Source organism: Streptosporangium sp. NPDC000509 (genome assembly GCF_042898365.1).
Lineage (GTDB): Bacteria > Actinomycetota > Actinomycetes > Streptosporangiales > Streptosporangiaceae > Streptosporangium.
Map to the genome: position 1 here is coordinate 295,852 of NZ_JBIAYX010000011.1, position 18,866 is coordinate 314,717.

General features: G+C 70.6%; 17 protein-coding genes. 4 read left to right on the forward strand and 13 right to left on the reverse strand.

The genetic code is table 11. The annotated features are described in order from the left end of the window. Positions 1 to 17: 17 nt before the first annotated feature. Both ACFY3D_RS22045 and ACFY3D_RS22050 read right to left on the reverse strand, forming a co-directional pair. Positions 18 to 227 carry a DUF397 domain-containing protein gene (locus ACFY3D_RS22045; RefSeq protein ID WP_389981821.1) on the reverse strand — a complete coding sequence of 70 codons (210 nt, stop codon included), beginning with the start codon at positions 225 to 227 and terminating at the stop codon, positions 18 to 20. 8 nt (positions 228 to 235) lie between these two features. Beyond that, positions 236 to 1,081 carry a helix-turn-helix domain-containing protein gene (locus ACFY3D_RS22050; protein ID WP_389981823.1) on the reverse strand — a complete coding sequence of 282 codons (846 nt, stop codon included), beginning with the start codon at positions 1,079 to 1,081 and terminating at the stop codon, positions 236 to 238. Between the two features lie 365 nt (positions 1,082 to 1,446). Here ACFY3D_RS22050 and ACFY3D_RS22055 point away from each other — a divergent pair, with 365 nt between their 5' ends. Beyond that, a complete protein-coding gene (locus ACFY3D_RS22055) occupies positions 1,447 to 1,857 on the forward strand; it encodes a hypothetical protein (protein WP_389981825.1) in 411 nt (136 codons plus the stop codon). Beyond that, positions 1,854 to 2,624, forward strand: coding sequence for an ATP-binding protein (locus ACFY3D_RS22060; RefSeq protein WP_389981827.1), 771 nt, complete (start codon positions 1,854 to 1,856; stop codon positions 2,622 to 2,624). Before ACFY3D_RS22055 ends, ACFY3D_RS22060 begins: the two co-directional genes overlap by 4 nt. An 80-nt stretch (positions 2,625 to 2,704) precedes the next feature. Here the strand turns inward: ACFY3D_RS22060 and ACFY3D_RS22065 are convergent, their stop codons facing one another. The 8 genes from ACFY3D_RS22065 to ACFY3D_RS22100 all read right to left on the reverse strand — a co-directional run bounded on the left by ACFY3D_RS22065 (position 2,705) and on the right by ACFY3D_RS22100 (position 9,407). Continuing rightward, entirely contained in the window at positions 2,705 to 3,595 is an 891-nt protein-coding gene (locus ACFY3D_RS22065) for an ABC transporter substrate-binding protein (RefSeq protein WP_389981829.1), read from the reverse strand. Continuing rightward, complete coding sequence (locus ACFY3D_RS22070; protein ID WP_389981831.1) at positions 3,595 to 4,707, reverse strand: LLM class flavin-dependent oxidoreductase; 1,113 nt, start codon at positions 4,705 to 4,707, stop codon at positions 3,595 to 3,597. The genes ACFY3D_RS22065 and ACFY3D_RS22070 overlap by 1 nt, the downstream gene beginning before the upstream one ends. Further along, complete coding sequence (locus ACFY3D_RS22075) at positions 4,697 to 5,575, reverse strand: LLM class flavin-dependent oxidoreductase (RefSeq protein ID WP_389981833.1); 879 nt, start codon at positions 5,573 to 5,575, stop codon at positions 4,697 to 4,699. The genes ACFY3D_RS22070 and ACFY3D_RS22075 overlap by 11 nt, the downstream gene beginning before the upstream one ends. A 141-nt stretch (positions 5,576 to 5,716) precedes the next feature. Then, a complete protein-coding gene (locus ACFY3D_RS22080) occupies positions 5,717 to 5,857 on the reverse strand; it encodes a hypothetical protein (RefSeq protein WP_389981834.1) in 141 nt (46 codons plus the stop codon). Next, on the reverse strand, positions 5,854 to 6,576 hold the full coding sequence (locus ACFY3D_RS22085) for an ABC transporter ATP-binding protein (protein ID WP_389981836.1): 723 nt from the start codon (positions 6,574 to 6,576) through the stop codon (positions 5,854 to 5,856). The genes ACFY3D_RS22080 and ACFY3D_RS22085 overlap by 4 nt, the downstream gene beginning before the upstream one ends. Beyond that, positions 6,573 to 7,415 carry an ABC transporter permease gene (locus ACFY3D_RS22090; RefSeq protein WP_389981838.1) on the reverse strand — a complete coding sequence of 281 codons (843 nt, stop codon included), beginning with the start codon at positions 7,413 to 7,415 and terminating at the stop codon, positions 6,573 to 6,575. Before ACFY3D_RS22090 ends, ACFY3D_RS22085 begins: the two co-directional genes overlap by 4 nt. Then, positions 7,412 to 8,425 (reverse strand): ABC transporter substrate-binding protein, encoded by a 1,014-nt coding sequence (locus tag ACFY3D_RS22095; RefSeq protein WP_389981840.1) that lies wholly within the window; start codon positions 8,423 to 8,425, stop codon positions 7,412 to 7,414. The genes ACFY3D_RS22090 and ACFY3D_RS22095 overlap by 4 nt, the downstream gene beginning before the upstream one ends. Beyond that, the gene (locus ACFY3D_RS22100; protein ID WP_389981842.1) at positions 8,418 to 9,407 is read right to left on the reverse strand and encodes an ABC transporter substrate-binding protein; all 990 of its coding nucleotides are present in this window, start codon (positions 9,405 to 9,407) and stop codon (positions 8,418 to 8,420) included. The genes ACFY3D_RS22095 and ACFY3D_RS22100 overlap by 8 nt, the downstream gene beginning before the upstream one ends. Positions 9,408 to 9,533: 126 nt before the next feature. On the opposite strand from ACFY3D_RS22100, the gene ACFY3D_RS22105 reads away from it, so the two are divergent. Together ACFY3D_RS22105 and ACFY3D_RS22110 are read left to right on the forward strand one after the other, a co-directional pair. After that, positions 9,534 to 10,310, forward strand: a complete 777-nt coding sequence (locus ACFY3D_RS22105) for an IclR family transcriptional regulator (protein ID WP_389981845.1) — start codon at positions 9,534 to 9,536, stop codon at positions 10,308 to 10,310. 156 nt (positions 10,311 to 10,466) lie between these two features. Further along, positions 10,467 to 13,694, forward strand: coding sequence for a penicillin acylase family protein (locus ACFY3D_RS22110; RefSeq protein WP_389981847.1), 3,228 nt, complete (start codon positions 10,467 to 10,469; stop codon positions 13,692 to 13,694). A 56-nt stretch (positions 13,695 to 13,750) separates the two neighbouring features. Here the strand turns inward: ACFY3D_RS22110 and ACFY3D_RS22115 are convergent, their stop codons facing one another. Genes ACFY3D_RS22115 through ACFY3D_RS22125 form a run of 3 tightly spaced genes read right to left on the reverse strand, consistent with a single transcriptional unit; the run spans position 13,751 to position 18,674 of the window. Then, positions 13,751 to 15,517: an IucA/IucC family protein gene (locus ACFY3D_RS22115; RefSeq protein WP_389981849.1), complete on the reverse strand. Its 1,767-nt coding sequence runs from the start codon at positions 15,515 to 15,517 to the stop codon at positions 13,751 to 13,753. Further along, positions 15,514 to 17,514, reverse strand: a complete 2,001-nt coding sequence (locus tag ACFY3D_RS22120) for an IucA/IucC family protein (RefSeq protein WP_389981851.1) — start codon at positions 17,512 to 17,514, stop codon at positions 15,514 to 15,516. Before ACFY3D_RS22120 ends, ACFY3D_RS22115 begins: the two co-directional genes overlap by 4 nt. Further along, complete coding sequence (locus tag ACFY3D_RS22125; RefSeq protein ID WP_389981853.1) at positions 17,511 to 18,674, reverse strand: acetyl-CoA carboxylase biotin carboxylase subunit family protein; 1,164 nt, start codon at positions 18,672 to 18,674, stop codon at positions 17,511 to 17,513. Before ACFY3D_RS22125 ends, ACFY3D_RS22120 begins: the two co-directional genes overlap by 4 nt. Positions 18,675 to 18,866: the final 192 nt, after the last annotated feature.

Here is an 18,866-nt window from a genome sequence, read left to right on the forward strand (position 1 = left end):
GTTCCAGGCCTGGCCGCCTACCTCTGGTCGAACTCGCCGTTCTTCACGCCGCCGATGAACGCGCGCCACTCATCAAAGGTGAAGTTCAGCATCGGTCCGTTGGGGTTTTTGCTGTCTCGTACGGCTCGGTTGCCGCCGGGGAGGTTGGCGACCTCGACGCAGTTGTCGTTGTTGGTTCCGCTGAGGGTGCTCTTGCGCCAGGTGAGATTCGAGGGGCTCTTGTCCATTTTCGCACCTATCCCTTGAGTTGCTCCACGATCTTCGTCATGTGCCGAACTGACTCGTCCGGAGATAGAGCTAATCCCATCACATAGTCCAAAATAATGGTGTATCGCTGATATTCCAATGGCTGTTCAAGCCAGAGGCTTTCCGTCGCGGTCACGGTGTAGATGAGGCTCGGGTCGCTGGGGAAGTCGAGAATGACGAACGAACCCTCCAAGGCTGGATGCGCGCCGGCGGAGTCGGGAACGATCCGGACGGTGATGTTTGGTCTGGCGGCCATCTCGATGAGGTGGCTGATCTGCTCACGCATCACCTCGGCGCCACCGATCGACTTGCGTAGCGCGGCCTCGTCGATGAGTGCCAGCAGGGTTGGCGGGTTATCCCGGAAAAGGATCTCCTGACGCATGAGCCTCGCCTGGACGTGTCGCTCGACGAGCGTCTCATCGAGAGTTCGAGCGGCTCGCCACAGTGCTCTTACGTACCCCTCCGTCTGGAGAAGACCTGGGATCAGCACAATTTCCCAGGTGCGGATGGAACTGGCACCTGCCTCAAAGTCAGGCAGGCTGCCACGGAAGACGTCCTGGTACTTCTCCCACCAACCGCGCTGACGAGACTCCCGAGCGAGAGTGATCAATGCCTCGCGCTGGTCCTCGTCGGTGACGCCGTACAGGTCGAGAAGTAGACGAATGTCGTGGACGCTTGGGAGTCGCCACTCGTTGCGCTCCATTCTGGACACCTTTGACGCGTCCCACTCCAGCCGTCTGCCCGCCTCGGTCACCGAGAACCCGGCTTCCTTGCGGAGCTGTCGGAGCGTTTGGGAGAGTTTCCGACGTTTGACCGTGGGGCTGTTGCTCGTCATTTTGAGCCTCCTCCGTGAACTGCGGCGATGGTCCTCTGGAATAAACCAGACAATTCATCTTGATTTTATCTACGCATTGTGATCCTCGTATCGCTGTGTCAGCATGCTAATGGGTTCGAGGCTGGACAGCGAGCCCAATGTGGCAATGAGGGTTATTGTCCTAAATTTCTGCACGCGCATGTCCAGATTGCACTCTGTTTGGTAATTTGCGCTACCTGCTGTCGGCCGCAGCTCCTCCGTCTGCTCCAGGCAGCCGTCAAAACGCGATTCCCTTTTCCCTGGAAGACCCGAAAAACGAGTCGAGGCCGTCACGGTGCAGCAACACCGTGACGGCCTCTTGAACCGGACGTAGGAGGTCCGATCCCATGGTCGACTTTACAAGAGCGATCAAGGTCATCCGGATGCGTTTCAGCGGTGACCGGCCGCCCGCGCCGCTGGGGTGTCGGTGGTGTGGGCATTCGCCGTACGCGCACGACGACCGGTGCCTGCCGCACCGGCAGGCGCACACCTACGAGCGGCCGACTCCCGCGCAGTTCCGGGCGCGGCTGGCGGAGTGGTGGCGGCTGGGGTTCGCGGGGCGCCTGTCCGCCTCGGCGGAGGTACGCCCGGCGAGGGAGAGGCAGCCGTTTCCCGGTCAGGGACGTCACGCCCGGCCCGTGGAGCTGGTGGGCGCGGGATCGTTCGCGCCGTACGGGCGAGGTCGACCACCGGACGAGGTCGCCGGGAGCGGGCGGAGGCCGTACCCGGGCATGCTGCGGCAGGGAAAAGCGGCGTGAGCGGGCGGCATCGGCGGGGCGAGTCCGTCGACCGGCGAGGCCCACGGCGGTGGGACCGCGAGCAGCGGGAGGTCGCGGACCGGCTTGATCGAGCCGAGACGGGCTGGCTGGTCATGTACGGGGTGGGCGGGCGCCGGTTCTACGCGATCGCGGTGGGAGGCGAGCCGCTGGTCGTGCAGGCGGGCACGGCGGAGGAGTTGTGCGCGCTGATGCGCGAGGCGGAAGAGAGCGAAGCGGAAACCCACCGGTACGGGCAAGGAGATCTGATGGTCGCAGCCACCCCGGACGGACTCCGGACCGTCTGCTGGGACATTCCCCGTGACCCGGCGACCGTCGCCGAGGCCCGCCGGATGACGCGTGACGTCTTCACCCGTTGGGACCTGGCACCGGAGTTCGTCGACGACGCGGTCCTGGTGGTCGGCGAACTGGTGGCGAACGCCACGGTGTACGGGGAGGAGCCGATCCGGCTGTCGCTGTGGAGCACGGCCCAGGGAGTCTGCGTACGGGTCACCGATCACGGCTCCGAGCGGCCCCGCAAGCTCAGCCTGGGCGAGGACGCCTCGCACGGCCGAGGGCTCGCGATCGTCGAGGCACTGGCCGATCGATGGGGTGTGGTTCCGGCGCGAGGTGGGGGCGGCAAGACGGTGTGGGCCGCCTGGGGGACTTCCCGCTTGGAGTCCGAGGCGTCCCACACCGTCGACTGCGCGGACTCGGCGCCTGCCGGGGGGCGCGCGGTGGTGTCCCGCAGGAGTGACCGGCTGCCCTAGAACAGCAGGACCGACACACGGAGGTCGCGGAGGCGGGGCGGTCCTCCCGATGCCTGAAGCCACCGGATCACGGTGAGAGGTCAGCCCGTGACCAGCTTGCCGAGTTCGGGGAGTACCGCGTCGGTGACGGTGATCCTCTTCTCGATCAGTCCGTTGGCGTGGAAGAGGTCGGCGACGTGTTGCTGCTCGGCGACGAATTCCTCGCTGATCGGGTGCAGGCCCCACGGGCGGGTGCGCAGTGCGTGCTCCCAGGCGTCCAGGTCACCGCCGTCGTCCTTGGCGAACAGCTCCGCCGCCGCGCGGGGGTTTCGCCGGGTCCACTCGTCGGACTCCTGGAGCGCGGAGACGATCCTGGCCAGTTCCTCGGGCTGTTCGAGGGCGAAGTCGCGGCGGGTGAACCAGAGCGAGCGGTGGCTGAACAGGCCGTCGGTGGCGACCAGTTCCCGGACGGCCGCCCGCTGCTCGACCCCGGTGAGGTAGGGGTAGGAGCCGACCCACGCGTCGACCTCGCCGGACAGGAACAGCTCGGCGGCGTTGCCATAGGCGTCGACCGGGACGATGTCGCTCCAGCCGAGGCCGACCCGCTCCAGGGCGAGCAGCAGCAGCGTGGTCTGCCACGAGCCGTGCCCGAGGGCGACGCGCTTGCCCTTCAGGTCTTCCAGGTTCCGGATCGGCGAGTCGTCGAGGACGACCAGGCGGCCGTTCTCGATCCGGGGTTCGGAGATCGCGACGTAGACGACGTCGTGCCCCTTGGCCTGGGCGGTCACCGGGGGCGTGGCGCCGGTGCCGATGAAATCGTAGCCGCCGTCGAACAGATGGTCGCTGTGCACCGACGGCAGCGCCCTGGTGGGATCGACCCGCGCGCCGGTCGGCAGGGAGCGCAGGTTCACCCACTCCACGTCGGGGAGTCCCCGGTGACGTAGCACCCAGAGCGAGTTGTTCTGGGGGAAATATCCGACTCGGGTGGTCATCAGGACCGTCCTTTCAACAGGGGGAGTACGTGTGTGCCCACCCGGTGTGCCTCTTCCAGGTGCGGGACTCCGGCGAGGATGAGGGCGTCCACGCCGAGCCCGATCAGTTCGTCGAGCCGTTCGGCGACCTGGTGGTAGTCGCCGACCAGGCCGAAGGCGGGGCCGTCGCGCAACTCGCCGAACCCGCCCCAGACGCCTGGCGAGACCTCCAGGTCACGGAGGTCCTCACCGGCCGAGGCGAGGAAGGACCGGCTCCGCCGCACGCCGACCGAGTCGCCGGAGCCGGCCGCCCCGCCGGAGTCGCGGGGCACCCTGGCCGCCCAGCCACGGCGGAGCTCGTCCCACGCCTCCTCCTCGGTCTCGCGGGCGAGCACGTCCACCCGGACCGCGAACTTCGGCGGGGTGTCGCTGTGCGTACGGACCAGGTCGAACTTCTCCGCCAGCGCGGGGTACGGCTCCAGCCAGGACAGGTAGTAGTCGGCGTGCCGCCCGGCGGCGGCGATCGCGGCGGGGGAGGAGCCGGAGAAGAAGATCTCCGGGAACGGCTGCCCGGCCAGTTCCTCGGGCAGGCCCGCGTTCTCCACCCGGTAGAAGCGGCCGTGGTGGGTGTGGGAGCCGTGCCACACGCCCTTGAGCACGTCGAGGAACTCCGAGGTGCGCGCGTAGCGGTCGTCGTGGTCGATCCGGTCGCCCCACCAGAGCTGTGCGGGTCCACCGCCGCCGGAGATGACGTTGTAGACCACCCGCCCGCCGGTGGCCCGCTGCAGAGTGGCGGTCATCCGGGCCGCCTGCATCGGATGCAGGAACCCCGGCTGGAAGGCGATCATGAACCGGTAGGAGCGGGTCTCCCTGGCAAGGGTGGCCGCCGCGGCCCACGGGTCGTCGGTGTGCGGGAAGGACGGCAACAGCCCACCGACGAAGCCGGAGTCCTCGGCCGTCCTGACCACCTCGGCCATGTAGTCGGCATGACTGTAGCCGTCGGGGGCACCGTCCCTGACTCCCGGCGCGAGGGCACCTGGCAGGTCGGCGAAGCCGCCGCGGCTGCCGCCCCTGCGGCGCAGCGAGGGCTGGTCGCCCTCCATGTGGATGCGCCAGTAGATGTCAACCGACACGAGTGTTCTCCTTCAGCAGCGGAAGCAGGTGCTCGCCCAGCCGGTAGGTCTCCTCAGGCTGCCGTCCGGCCTCAAGGAAGAACTCCGAGACGCCCCGGTCGGCGTACTCTCCGATCGCGGCGGCGACGGTGGCGTAGCCGCCGGTCAGCCCGGTGAAGCCGGTACGGCGAGCGGCGGCCAGCGCCTCGTCGTCGTCCTCGCGGGCCAGCACCGGCAGCCGCAGGCCGTACGCCACGCCGGGCAGCCGCGCGGTCAGCGCCTCCAGGTCGTCCTGGGGTGAGAAGACGTGTACGTCGGCGTGGCGGGCGGAGAGGTCAAGCGCCTCCTGCGAGGTGCCGCCGAGATAGACGGTGGGGAAGGCCCGCCCGGAGAGCGGGGGCGCGAAGCCGCCCCCGGCCACCTGATAGAAGCGGCCCCGGTACTCGAAGTCTCCTCGATAGACGCCTTTGGCGACGGTGAGGAACTCCTCGGCCCGCGCGTACCGGTCGGCTCCGGTGAGAAAGTCCCCCTGGGCCCTGGCGACCGCGGGATCGAGGTCCACCGCGAGCCACCAGCCGAGCCGGTCGGCGGAGAAGCGCCGCAGCGAGGCCGATAGCTTGGCCAGGTAGACCGGGGTGGCGATCCCCGGGTGGAACTCCGCGATCACCCGCAGGTGGCGTGAGTCGCGCAGCACCCCGGCGGCCAGTACCAGCGACTCCCGCCCCTCGGGATCGAAGGGCACCAGCGCGCCGGAGAATCCCGCCAGCTCGGCGGCCCTGCCCGCCGGTCCCGCCGGATCCGAGCGGGCGGGCCGTACGTCGGTGATGAAGCCGGGCAGCACGGTACGGGCGGCGCTCCGGGTGGGCAGCGTGACGTTGAACCTGGCCATCACGCCACCGTGCCGAGCGGAACGTCGTGCGGCTGTGACGCCGTGTCCGGGGAGACGTCGTGTGCCCATGCCATTGTGCCGGGGCGTCGTGCCGCGTGGGAATGCTCTCGCGGGCCGGCCGAAATCGGTGGGACAGCCATGTCAGATCTTTCCTAGAGATTCGGAGGCCGAGCGCCGCTCGCGGAGCGACGGTTCGGCGTACGACCAGATGGTGTCGGACAGGCCGGTCAGCGCGGACTCGTTCGCACCGATCCAGCTCAGCGTGGTCGCCACTGTGCTCACCGTGCCACCCTCACGTGTCCGGGTTCCTTGGTGGCGACCCCGAGGTCGGCGAGCAGGCGGCGGCGGAGCGCCACGAAGTCGCCGTCCGCCCGGTCGCGGGGGCGGTCCAGTCCGACGGTCAGGTCGGTGACGAACGCGCCTTCGCGGAGCACGGCGATCCGGTCGGCGAGCAGGATGGCCTCCTCGACGTCATGGGTGACCAGGACCACGGCGGGGCGATGCCTGGCGCACAGTTCGGCGATCAGGTCCTGCATGTGCAGCCTGGTCAGCGCGTCGAGCGCGGCGAACGGCTCGTCGAGCAGCAGCAGTTCGGGCTCGCGGACCAGGGCACGGGCCAGCGCGACCCGCTGCGCCTCACCGCCGGACAGGGTCGCGGGCCAGGCGTCGGCGTGGCTGCTCAGGCCCACCTCGGCGAGCGCCTCCAGGCCCTTGGCGCGGGCGCCGCGGCCCTGCCCGAGGATCACGTTCGCCAGCGCGCGCTTGGAGGGGATGAGCCGGGGCTCCTGGAAGACGACGGTCCGCACCGGCGGGACCAGCACGGTCCCGCTCGTGGCGGCGTCCAGCCCGGCGAGGATCCGCAGCAGCGTCGTCTTGCCGGTACCGCTGGCACCGAGCAGCGCGAGGAACTCACCGCGCCGCACCCGCAGGTCGATCCCGTCCAGCACGGCGCGGTCGCCGAAGACCTTGCGCAGGCCCGTGGTCTGTACGGCCAGGCTCATCGGGCCGCCACCGCCTTCCGCCACGGCATGGTGAATCGCTCGGCCAGTCGGAGGACGACGTCGGCGGTCAGTCCGATCAGCGCGTAGAGGATGACGCACAGGGCGAGGATGTCGGTGCGCAGGTAGTCGGTGGCCCTGGCCATCAGGTATCCCAGACCGGCGGTGACGTTGATCTCCTCGGCGGCGATCAGCGCGATCACGCTGAGCGTGGTCGACAGCCGTAGTCCGGCGAAGATCGAGGGCAGCGCGCCCGGCAGTACCACCTCCCTGACGAGAGCGAGGCGGCCGAGCCCGAACGAGCGGGCGGCCTCCACCACCTTGCGGTCGACGTTGCGCACCCCGCTGGAGACGTTGATGTACATCGGGAAGGTGCAGGCCACGCTGATCAGCAGGATCTTGGAGGTCTCCTCGATCCCGAACCAGACCATGAACAGCGAGGTCAGCGCCAGGAACGGGATGGCACGCAGTGCCTGCATGGAGGAGTCGAGAAGCTCCTCGCCGAGCCTGCTCAGCCCGGACAGCACCCCGATGACCAGTCCGGCGGAGGCGCCGAGCAGCAGGCCGAGACCCGCGCGGGTGAGCGAGACGCCCAGCGCCTCCTGCATCTGCCCGTCGGCCCACAGCTCGCCGAAGGTGGCGACCACCTCCTGCGGACCGGCCAGCACGTCAGGGGTGATCATCCCCGACGCGGTTCCCGCGTACCAGAGTCCGACGAGCAGGACCGGGCCGAGGACGCGCAGGGTCAGGCTCGCCGCCGGATGGCGGCGGGCGTTCCTGGGCGGATCCGGTGGGACGAGCCCCGCCGTCTCCCGCCCGACGGACGTGGCCGATGTCGTCATGAGGCCGCGTCCGGCAGCGCGGTGATGTCGACGACGTACTGGGAGACGTCCAGCGGCGCGGTGAGGACCTTCTGGTCGAAGAAGAACTTGGCGACCTCCTGGTACTTGGCGATCTCGGCGGCGGTCACCGGCTGGGCGGGCTTGCCCTGCTTCTGGATCTGGACCACCAGGTCCTTCTGGACACCGGCCACGGCCTGCGGTCCGGTGGAGGTGAAGACGTTGAGGTAGGCCGCCGGGTCGGCGTTCTCCTTGACGGTGCCCTCCTCGATGAACGCGTACAGCGCCTTCAGCACCTCGGGGTGCTTGTCGATCAGGGTGTTGGAGGCGACGTAGATGACGTAGTTGTCCGACCCGATCTCCTCCCCGTCGGCCAGGATGCGGGCGTCCAGGCTGGTCACGGCCGGGATGAGGAAGGTGGAGAAGGTCGACCAGGCGTCCACCTTGCCGGAGCCGAAGACCGGCGCCGTCTGCGGCGGGGCCAGGTAGACCCGCTTGACCTTCTCGACCGGCACGTTGAACGTCTGCAGTGCCTTGAGGAGCAGGTACTCGCTGGTGCCGCCGTGGCCGACCGCCACGCTGTGCCCGGCGAGGTCGGCCACGGACTTGATCGGGGAGTCCTTCTTGACCACGATCCCCTCGCCCGCGAGGTCCGGCGGGACGGTGGCGAAGATCTTGAAGCTGGGCTTGACGGCCAGCGCCGTGACACCCGCGGTGATCGAGCCGACGGCGATGTCGAGCGACCCGGCGTTGATGGCCTGCGCAGCCGGAGCGAAGACGGAGAAGTCGCCGGCCCACTGGACCTTCGCGTTCACCTTGGCCAGGGCGGCGTCGAGGCTTCCGTCCTTCTTCGCGACCGCCAGGAAACCGCTGTTGCCCGGATCGGAGATCCGCACCACCACCGGCTCGGCCTTGGCGTCCGGCGTGGCGGCCGAGGTGTCCGCCGAGGGAGTGGAGCCGCACGCGACCAGCAGGGCGAGGGGGAGTACGGCGGCCAGGGGGAGTCTACGCATGGGATTCTCCATGGGTTCGGGCAATGGCGAGGGGGGTGTGGTCGGCCCAGGAGGCGACGTCCACCGCCGACTCCAGGAAGCCGTGGCCGCGCAGGAACCGCTCCTGCTCGGCGAGCAACTCCAGGCGTTCCGCGGACAGGTCGAGGTGCAGGGAGGCTCCCGAGTGGTAGGCGCCGGCCACTCCCGCCGAGCCCGCGCCGGTCTCGACGCCCAGGATCCTGGCGACGTCGGCAGGGTGGTCCGCCGCCCAGTCGGCCGCCCGCAGCAGCACCGCGAGGAACCGGGTGACCAGGTCGGGGCGCTCGTCGAGTAGCCGCTGGTGGACGGTGATGGGGCGCGGCGTCCCGTTGTTGATCCGTGCTCGCCGGTCGGGAACGGCGTCGAGGTCGACCGCCACCTCGGCGCTGTGACGCAGGGCCGCCTCGACGGCGAGCGCGCCCTTGACATAGACCGCGTCGACCTCGCCGCGGGCCAGGGCCGCCAGTTCGGCCTCCCACTGCCCGTGACCCGGGGTGGCCTCGACGTCCACCAGGTCCGCGTCGCTCAGGCCGAGTCCGGCAAGGGAGAGCGCACCCCGGAAACCCTGCAGCGCCATGGCCCGCCAGAAGTCGATGGCGAGGCGGTGCCGGGGGACGGCCAGACGTAGCCCCTTGAGCTGCTCCGGGCTCTCCAGGCCACTGCCGTCACGGGCCAGGATGACCTGGCGCTCCTCGATCCAGGTCAGGCCGACGAGCCGGGTGGCCTCGCCGCGTGAGCGGGCCCAGAGCGCGGGGACGTTCCCGCCCTCGCGGAACAGGCCGGTCAGCTCGTGGGTGAAGTGGTGGTCGGCGGAGACGTCGGCTTCGGCGTCCTGCAGGGACCGGACGCCGATCCCGTCGGGTGCGAACTCCTCGGTGAGCCAGCCCCGGTCGGCGGCGACACCGGTCGCGGTGGGCACCGGACACCGGGTGAACCAGATCGTGTCTGGCACGGCTGTGGTCATGCGAAAGAGTTTGCTAGTAAGTTGGTAGGAAATGCAAAGTATGTCCCGCGATACGGGAAACCTCGACCCCATCAACCGCTTCTACCTGCTCATGTCCCTCCCTACCTGAGAGAAGGAGATTCCCGCATGACGGCATCGAGCCGCGTGGACGGCGTCCAGTCGGTCCTGCGGGCGGTCGGGATACTCAACTGTTTCCGCGAGGGCGAGCCCGCCCTGACCGTCTCGGAGCTCGCCCGGCGGACGGGCCTGTCCACCTCCACCGCGCACCGGCTGGCTCGTAGCCTGCTCGACACCGGATTCCTGGAACAGGACGTCGAGACCGCCTGCTACCGGCTGGGTCCTTCGATCACCGAGCTGGGCCAGCTCTCCTTCCACCGGCGCGGCCTGCACGAGGTCGCCCCCGAGCTGGGGCAGCTCGCCCGCGTCACCTCGGCCACCGTGGACCTGGCCGTCCGCAACGGCCCGCACGCGGTCATCCTGGTCGGAGGGTCCCTCAACCCCGATCGGGGAATCGGCCTGCACCGCCCGCTCCACTCGACGGCGCTCGGCAAGGTCCTGCTCGCCTGGGCCCTCCCGGGGAACGGCGACCTCGCCGCGCTCGGCCCGCTCCAGGCCCAGACCCAGCGGACGATCATTGACCACGCCGCCCTCCGCGCCGAGCTGGACCAGGTGCGCCAGAGCGGCTACGCGCTCAACGACGGCGAGTCCTCGGAGGGCGTCCGCACCGTAGCGGTCCCCGTGCTGGACCGCGCCGACCACGCCCGCTATGCCCTCGCGGTACGGGCCACCCCCCGGCTCATCGGTGACGCGCGGATCCCCTGGTTCGTCAAGCAGGCCCGCGCCTGCGCCCGTGTCCTGGAGGTCCTCCTGTTGCCTCCCGCCGAACGTCGCTGGCACTCGTGATCCGGCGATGACGGTGCCTCCGGCTTCGACCGATCGCGTTGACGGCCGGTCATGAACCGGAGATGACGATTATCACAGCGGCCATTGATTCGGTGTTGGCCGGAACGTATGTTCCTCTCAACATCCGAGTACGCCTCATGTTTAGGGGATCCTCCTATGCATGCACGCCTCCGGCGGATGACCACGGCGGCCTCCGGGCTCCTTCTGGTCCTCACGCTGGCATCCCCCGTCGTGCCCGCGGCCGCCGCCTCCACGACCTCATCCACGACCGGCACCGCGGCCGTCCTCCCTCCCGACGACTACTGCCTCGGAGAGTGCGCCGACATCCTGCCTCCGGGGCAGAACGGCAACGCCACCCTCGCCGGGATCCTCGCCCACCAGGCACTGGGCACCAAGCCGAGGCACAGCGACGACCAGCTCGGCAAGTACGCGAACCTCCTGTCCGGCTACACCGGCCTCACCAACGACCAGATCGCCGACTTCTTCAACGACGCCTCGTTCGGCGTCCCCGCCGGACAGGTGGAGAGCACCACGAGCCCTCGTTCGGACGTGACGATCGTCCGAGACAAGGCGACCGGGACCCCGCACATCACCGGGACGACCCGCGAGGGCACGATGTTCGGCGCCGGGTACGCGGGCGCGCAGGACCGCCTGTGGGTGATGGACCTGATGCGGCACGTGGGCCGCGGTGAGCTGACGCCGTTCGCCGGTGGCGCGCCGGGCAACCGGGCGCTGGAGCAGAGCGCCTGGCGCAACGCCCCCTACACCGAGGCGGACCTCCAGGCGCAGATCACCAGGCTGAGGGACTCCGGCCCCCGAGGCGCGCAGCTCTACACCGACGTGCAGCACTACATCGCCGGAGTCAACGCCTACATCGACCGCTGCATGGCGGACCGGAACTGTCCCGGAGAGTACGTACTGACCGGGCACCTCGACGCGATCACCAACGCGGGCGGTCCGGTGAAGTTCACCATGACCGACCTGGTGGCGATCTCCGGCGTGATCGGCGGGCTGTTCGGCGGTGGCGGCGGTGCGGAGATGCAGTCCGCACTCGTACGGGTCGCCGCCCGCGCCAAGTACGGTACGGCGGCCGGCGACCAGGTCTGGGCGGCGTTCCGCGCGCAGAACGACCCGGAGGCGACGCTCACCCTGCACAACGGCCAGAGCTTCCCGTCCGGTGCCGCGCCCGCGGGCGCCACCGGGGTCGTCCTGCCCGACCCGTCGACGGCGCCCGTGGACATCACCGCGAACGAGACCGGCTCCGCCACCTCCGCGGCCTCGGCGGCGGCGACGGCGCAGAAGGGCGTGCTCGACGGTCTGCTCGTCGACAACTCCAAGCCCGGAATGTCCAACGCCGTGGTGGTCTCGGCGGCGAAGTCGGCGACCGGGAACCCGATCGCGGTGTTCGGCCCGCAGACGGGCTACTTCGCCCCCCAACTGCTCATGCTGCAGGAGCTCTCCGGGCCGGGCATCCGCTCGCGCGGCGCCGCCTTCGCCGGGCTCAACCTCTACGTGCTGCTCGGCAGGGGCACCGACTACGCCTGGAGCGCGACCTCCAGCGGCCAGGACATCACCGACACGTACGCCCTCCAGCTCTGCGAGCCCGGCGGCGGCGCGCCCACCACCGCGTCCAACCACTACCTCTACCGGGGCGTCTGCACGGAGATGGAGACGCTGAGGAAGACCAACTCGTGGAAGCCCACCGTCGCCGACTCCACCGCCAAGGGCTCGTACGACCTCGTCATCCAGCGCACGAAGTACGGGCTGGTGAGCTGGCGCGGCACCGTCGGCGGGCAGCCCACCGCCTTCACCGCGCTGCGGTCGACGTACCAGCACGAGGTCGACTCGGCGATCGGCTTCCAGATGTTCAACGACCCGGCCCAGATGGGTGACGCGGCGGCGTTCGCGAACTCGGCCTCGACGATCGGCTTCGCGTTCAACTGGTTCTACGTCAACTCCAAGGACGCGGCGTACTTCATGTCGGGCAACACCCCGGTCAGGTCCGCGGTGTCCGACCCGAACCTGCCGATGACGGCCGACGCGGCCCACGAGTGGGCGGGCTTCGACCCGGCCACCAACAGCGCGACCTACACCGCTCCCGCCACCCACCCCCAAGCGGTGAACCAGGACTACTTCGTCAGCTGGAACAACAAGCAGGCCAAGGACTACGGTGCCGCGGACGGAAACTTCAGCTTCGGGCCGATTCACCGGGCCGACCTGCTGGACGCCCCGATCAAGGCCGCCCTGTCGGGAAGCGGCAAGCTCGACCGGGCGGGCACCACGAAGATCATGGCTGAGGCCGGCGTGACCGACCTGCGCGGGAAGAGGGTCCTGCCCGACCTGCTACGGGTGATCAACAGCGCGGCCGTGACCGACCCGGCCCTCGCCTCGGCCGTCTCCAAGCTGTCGGCCTGGACGTCGGCGGGATCTCGAAGGCTGGAGACCTCGCAGGGCGGCAAGACCTACGCCCACGCCGACGCGATCCGCGCGTTCGACGCGTGGTGGCCCAAGCTCGTCCGCGCGCAGTTCAGGCCGGGTCTCGGCGACGGCCTCTACCAGTCGATGGTGAACGCGATCCAGATCAACGAGTCACCCTCCGGACACCAGCAGGGCGACCTGTCCACCCTGCCCACCTCGGCGAACGAGGCCCAGGCGCACAAGGGCTCGGCGTTCCAGTACGGCTGGTGGGGTTACGTGAGCAAGGACGTCAGGAGTGTGCTCGGCGACCCGGTCTCCGGACCGCTGCCCGCCAAGTACTGCGGGGACGGCACGGTGGCGGGCTGCCGTACCGTCCTGCTGGAGAGCCTGGCGGCGGCGCTCGCCGAACCCGCGGCGACGACCTACCCCGGAGACGACGTGTGCGCGGCGGGCGACCAGTGGTGCGCCGACGCCGTCGAGCAGTCTCCGCTCGGCGGGATCACGCACTCGCTGATCTCCTGGCAGAACCGGCCGACCTACCAGCAGGTCGTGTCGTTCCCCGCCCACCGGGGCGACGCGATCAACAACCTGGCGGAGGGGAGGAGCGCCTCGGCGTCGAGCACCCAGCTCTTCTACCCGGCGAGCAGGGCCGTCGACGGCGACCCGACCACCCGGTGGTCGAGCTCGTCCAGCGACAACCAGTATCTCCAGGTCGATCTCGGGTCGGCCACGACCGTGGCGAGGGCGTTGCTGCGCTGGGAGACGGCCTACGGGTCCTCCTACTCGATCCAGACCTCGACCAACGGCTCCACCTGGACCACCGTCTACTCCACCACCACGGGAAACGGGGGCGTGGACAACGTGAGATTCACCCCGACCACCGCCAGGTACGTCCGCATGCAGGGTGTCACGCGGGGGACGTCGTACGGCTACTCCCTCTACGAGCTGGAGGTCTATCCCCGGTGACGAACACCTGACGTGAAGAGGTGACGGTCGCCGCCGGCAAGACGGCGGCGACCGTCTCAGGTCGTGGCCAGCGGGTTGGCGACCGTCACGTATCCCGCGGAACGGTCCGCCGAGCGCGTCCACCGGACCGACAGGTTGGCCTTGGCCGGTAGCGGCGCTCCCGACAGCAGCTCCGACAGCGGCCGGGGCCACCCGCGTGAGGCCGCGTACTTCGCCAGGACGTCTCCCGCCACCGCCCACAACTCCCGGGTGGACCCGGTTCCCGCGAGGGAGGCGGCGATCTCGGCGAGGTGGTTGACCATCAGGCAGTAGACCACCCGGTTCCAGCCGGAGGCCGGGTCGTAGGTGAGCGCCTCGGCGACCCGGTCGGGCACCCCGGACAGGTCGTGCCGCCCCGCGACGAGCTTCGTGCCCTCCAGGTCGCGGAAGACGGCCTCCACGGGCAGTCCGTCCGCGTCCACACCGATCAGGACGTTCTGCAGGTGAGGTTCCAGCACCACGCCGTGACTCACGTAGGCGTCGAGCACCGGCGGCGCCACGCACTCCACGTACGCCCGCCACCAGCGCACCGGATCGGCCGTCGGCACCCCGGCCATGCCCACTGACACCCCGGCGATGCCCGTCGGCACGCCGCCCGGCGCCGTTCCGGTCATCGGCGGCCCGGCCACGCCCGGCACCGCTCCCGCCGCCCGCCACCGGGCGACGTCCGGCACGCCGCTTCGCACCGCTCCGATCACCGGTGACCGCACCGTGTCCGGCATGTCGCCCGCCACCTGCCACCCGGCGGCCAGCGCGCCGCTCAGCAGCGGGGTCACCCCCGGCCTGCACACCGACCACGGGCCGACCCGGACGATCACGCCGAGCCCTTCCAGCAGCCGGGTGCCCAGCTTCGCGGAACGGTAGCCGGGCTCGGGCAGCCAGCGGGTGCCGGGGAAGGCGGCGGCCAGGTCGAGGAAGACCGGTTCGAGGCGACGGCTCAGCTCGACCGCGCCCGCCAGCTCGTACCAGGAGTTCTTCCGCACGCAGTTGGTGATCCGCACATCCAGGCTGAACTTCAGGCACCGGTCGATCAGCGGCTCGTAGACCGTGCGGACCGACGACGTGGGAACCGCCATCCGGGCGCTTTCCCCCAGGTCGATCAGGCGGCCGTCGGCGAGTGGCGCGGCCAGGTCCGCCGCGAGCAGTTCCAGCTGCCACGGGTGCGCGGGCAGCGGCGAATAGCCGGGCGGCGCCTGGCCGAGTTCGTCGAGCACGCCGGTGTCACCCTCCCCGGCCAGCACGTCGTTCCTGACCCCGAGCAGCCGCAACGGGAAGCTCGCGTGCGCCTCCGGCGCGTATCGCAGCCAGTCCGCGCCGCCGCGCGCCTTCGGGCTGGGATGGAACGGATGCCCGCCGACCAGTGCCTGCTCCGAGGCGAGCCACGGGTCGGTGGGCGGCGGCACCTCCTGCCGGGCCACGACCAGCGCCGCGATGGCGTCCCTGCTCGCGGCGACCTGGGCGGCGAACTCGTCGTTGCCCTCGCCGAGCCCGGTGCCGAGCTCGGTCTCCACCAGCCGGACGAGCATGTCCACGGAGAGTGGCCGCCAGGAGCCGTCCTCCAACCACTCGGGCCGCCCCTCGAAGCGCAGCGCGAGCCCGCCGTGCGCGCGGACCCGCAGGCGAGTGCCGGCGACGCGCAGCAGCACGTACGGCCCCTCGTGCCCGACCTGTCCTCGGGGGCCCGCGATCTCCCTCACGCAGCAGCGCAGCAGCGCCGCCAGCGAGACGTCCTCGGCGACGGCGGTGGCGACGGCGGCGGGTGCGCCGAGGGCGAGGCTGGTCATGTCGTCCTTCGCGGGAGCTGGGGGGTTCGCGGGAGCTGGGGAGGGTGGCGGAGATAGTTCGGCCCGCTCGTGCCGTAGAACTTGTTCACGTCCCGCGCGCCGGTGCGGACCTTGTCCACCAGGGTCCCGGCGGTGATCATCGATTTGCCGACGAGCCGGTCGGCGTCGAGGGTCCTGGCCCGCAGCAGCCGGGCCATCGGATCCTCCCCATACTCGTCGAGCGCTTCGGTGAGCGTGTCGCGGACCAGTTCGAAGGCCCTCGGTGAGGGCAGCGCTCCGAACGTCACGGCCGCCGCGGCCAGGTGCAGGGTGATGGTCACGAACACGTCGGCGAGCGCGTGCGGGTCGTCGGTGAACATCCGCGCGTCGGTGAGGTCCGGCACCGCGAGCCCGGCGGACCGCAGCCTGTCCGGCGAGGTCAGCAGGCCGTCGTTGTCCTTGACGAGCAGCCGCAGGACACCGTCGGCCGCTGTTCCGTCACCCGCCCCCCTGACACCTGCGCCCCCGTCACCCGCGATGCCGTTCCCCGGGGCGTTCCCGCTCGCGGTCTCGGCGCCGAACACCAGCGAGAGGTTCTGCTGGTGGGCCTCCAGCGCCGTGCCGTACCTGACGAAGAGCCGCACGTGGAAGCGGAACAGCACCCGCAGGTATCGGCCGAGCAGTCGGGTGACGTCCCCGCCGAACCACCGCCCGGCGAGCTCTTCGACGACCAGCCCGCCTCCGGGCAGCGGCGCGGGCAGCGCCGCGACCGGGATGACCTCCCCGGCGGGATGACGGCGCAGCAGCCAGCCCAGGTATTCGTGCCCGGCGTGCCCGTACGTCTGCTCGTCGGCGAGAAGCACCTCGGGATCGGGCATGGCCCGCAGAAGCAACTCGGCCCGCGCCCCGTCGGCCAGCGTGTCCGGCTTGAGCGACCTGCGGTTGCGCAGCCCGAGGGTGCTGGTGGTGAGCGGCAGCTTCAGGTGCGTGCCGGGGACGATCTCGACCGTCCGCATCGAGAGCGTGGGCCTGACCTCCAGGTACGCCGACGGAGCCATGATCGCCCACGGGATCTCCTCGACCGCGGGGACCGTGAGCGGGTGTACGGGGAACAGCACGTGAGTCCGCGCGAGATCCCCGGCCAGGCCGACGGCGGCGAACCCGGGCGCCACCGGGGGCTCCGTCCCGACGAGCCGCTCTCGCGGCACCGCCGCCCAGCGCAGCTCGAAGGCGGGCGCGAACTCCGGCGCGTACGCGGTCAGGTCCTCGTCGGACAGGCCGCTCTTGGACCGGGCCGTCGGATAGACGGGGTGATCGAGGAACGCGGCCAGCGTCTCGTACCACACACCGTCGCGCCCGTTCCCGCTCGCCGTCGTGTGCGTGAGGCCGGGACGCGTGGCGACGGCGGTGGCCGCCAGCCGGGCGAGTACGTCCTCACGGTGGGCGTCGTGAAGGTCGAGGGCGCGCAGCGCCTCGCGGCACTCGGTGACGAACGACTCCACCCCGGCGGTGTCGGCGAGAGAGGAGATCTCTCGCAAGGTGCGCAGGACCTCCTCCAGGTGAAGTGTCTCCTCCGGGGCCACCACGAAGTCCTGGAACAGCGAGCCGGGGGTCAACCGCACCCGCCTGCCCCCCGGCAGGAGCAGCGCGACACCGGTCTTGTCGCGGGTCACCCGCGCGGCCAGACCGCCGTAGTCCTCGCGCAGGAGCGCGTTCAGCACCCGGGTCGCGAGGTATCGTTCCCGTTCGCTCCCGGAACCTCCGCCGACCGTGCGGGCCGTCGCGACGCCCCGGTTCACCCGGTCGCCCGTGGATCGCCGGCCCGCCGGCACCTCCGCGGGACCTCCGCGGACCACGCGATCGGTCGCGCGTTCCCGGTCCGCGCGGTCGCCCGTGCTTCCGGAGTGCACCCGGTCGTTCGCGGGGTCTCGGTCCGCGTGGTCGCCCGTGGTTCCAGGGCGCACTCGGCCGCCCACGGGGCTCCGGCTCACCCGATCGTCCACGCTGTTCCGGCTCACGCGATCACCCACGGGTTCTCCGAGGTGAAGGCCGCGACGGCCGCGTCAACGCGGGCCCGGTCGGGGCCGATCGCGCGGACGATGCCCACGTAGTCGCGGTTGGTGTTGCTCAGGTCGATCCGGTCGCCCGTCGCGCGCAGCGGCCGGTGCCAGACGCGGACCGGGTCGCCGGGCGCGGGAACGACCGTGCCCGGAGCGCTCACCACGGTTCCAGGCCGGTCGGCGACGAGGCTCAGCGCGGTCGCGTGCCCCTCCCCGGAAGACCGCGGCCGCGCATCGAGACGCGCCCCGAGATGCACGCCGAGAACGAGCTCGAACAGGGGCGCGTCCAGCATGCTCGCCAGCAGGAAGTCGCAGTGGTCGCCGATCACCCGGTAGTTGACCTCGACGATCCTCGGCCCGGCCGGAGTCATCACATACTCGGTGTGGCAGGCCCCGAACCCGACCCGCAGTGCCCCGAGGGCCCGCAGCACATGGTCACGGCCGGGGGGTGGCTCCCAGTCGAGCCGTTCCTCCACGAAGTACGGCAACGGCCCGAGGGTGGTGCGGAAACCGCCGAGCACCCTGATCCGCTCGCCGTCGCCGAGCGTCTCCATCGTGTGCAGAGGGCCGTCGAGATACTCCTCCACGACCAGCGTCTCTCCGGGGCGCCTGTCCCGGATGGCCGCGACGGCCTCCGCGAGCTCGCCCGTGTCGCGGACCAGTACGACGTCCTCGCTCGCCACGCCCTCGCGGGGCTTCACGACCGCGGGGAACGGCAGGTCCGCGGGCGGCGGATCGTCCGGTGCCAGCCGTGCGGAACGGACGGTCTCGACTCCGGCGGCGGCGAGCCGCCGCCGGGTGAGCGCCTTGTTCTTGGTGTCGACGCAGGCCCGCCAGTCCTTGCCCGGCAGGCCGAAGTACGCGGCGGCGAGCGCGGTCTCCGCCTGGATGTGGTCGGAGTTCGAGAAGATCGCGTCCGGGGCGTGGTGGTGCGCGACGGTATCGATCACCGCCCGCGCGTCGCGCACGTCGCAGCGGAGCACCTCGGCCCCGGAGTCGCGGTACCGCTCGGGCCGGTCGGTGAGGATGGTGACCTCGCAGCCGAGCGCGCGGGCCGCGGGGAGAAAGCCGTCGGTGACCGAGTCGGTCGGTTTCAGCGCGGTGAGGTACAGCCGCAATGCAGGGACCCCCGATATCAGGCAAGGCTAACCTAACTCGGAGATCCTAGCCTGCGGCCGATCGGCGCGCGGAGGCGATCAGCTTATTGACAGTAGATGTCCGTGTCGCCCAATGATGAGAGCCCGCGGAGCCCGCTGTACAGGGCGGGAGAACCGGACGAGGGGGGAGGAAGGAGGAAAACCGATGATGCA

What these genes read in the sequence shown, in the direction of transcription:
- ACFY3D_RS22045 (WP_389981821.1), bottom strand. Translation starts at nt 227, where the DNA reads ATGGACAAGAGCCCCTCGAATCTCACCTGGCGCAAGAGCACCCTCAGC.
- ACFY3D_RS22050 (WP_389981823.1), bottom strand. Translation starts at nt 1,081, where the DNA reads ATGACGAGCAACAGCCCCACGGTCAAACGTCGGAAACTCTCCCAAACG.
- ACFY3D_RS22055 (WP_389981825.1), top strand. Translation starts at nt 1,447, where the DNA reads ATGGTCGACTTTACAAGAGCGATCAAGGTCATCCGGATGCGTTTCAGC.
- ACFY3D_RS22065 (WP_389981829.1), bottom strand. Translation starts at nt 3,595, where the DNA reads ATGACCACCCGAGTCGGATATTTCCCCCAGAACAACTCGCTCTGGGTG.
- ACFY3D_RS22075 (WP_389981833.1), bottom strand. Translation starts at nt 5,575, where the DNA reads ATGGCCAGGTTCAACGTCACGCTGCCCACCCGGAGCGCCGCCCGTACC.
- ACFY3D_RS22085 (WP_389981836.1), bottom strand. Translation starts at nt 6,576, where the DNA reads ATGAGCCTGGCCGTACAGACCACGGGCCTGCGCAAGGTCTTCGGCGAC.
- ACFY3D_RS22090 (WP_389981838.1), bottom strand. Translation starts at nt 7,415, where the DNA reads ATGACGACATCGGCCACGTCCGTCGGGCGGGAGACGGCGGGGCTCGTC.
- ACFY3D_RS22095 (WP_389981840.1), bottom strand. Translation starts at nt 8,425, where the DNA reads ATGCGTAGACTCCCCCTGGCCGCCGTACTCCCCCTCGCCCTGCTGGTC.
- ACFY3D_RS22100 (WP_389981842.1), bottom strand. Translation starts at nt 9,407, where the DNA reads ATGACCACAGCCGTGCCAGACACGATCTGGTTCACCCGGTGTCCGGTG.
- ACFY3D_RS22105 (WP_389981845.1), top strand. Translation starts at nt 9,534, where the DNA reads ATGACGGCATCGAGCCGCGTGGACGGCGTCCAGTCGGTCCTGCGGGCG.
- ACFY3D_RS22110 (WP_389981847.1), top strand. Translation starts at nt 10,467, where the DNA reads ATGCATGCACGCCTCCGGCGGATGACCACGGCGGCCTCCGGGCTCCTT.
- ACFY3D_RS22115 (WP_389981849.1), bottom strand. Translation starts at nt 15,517, where the DNA reads ATGACCAGCCTCGCCCTCGGCGCACCCGCCGCCGTCGCCACCGCCGTC.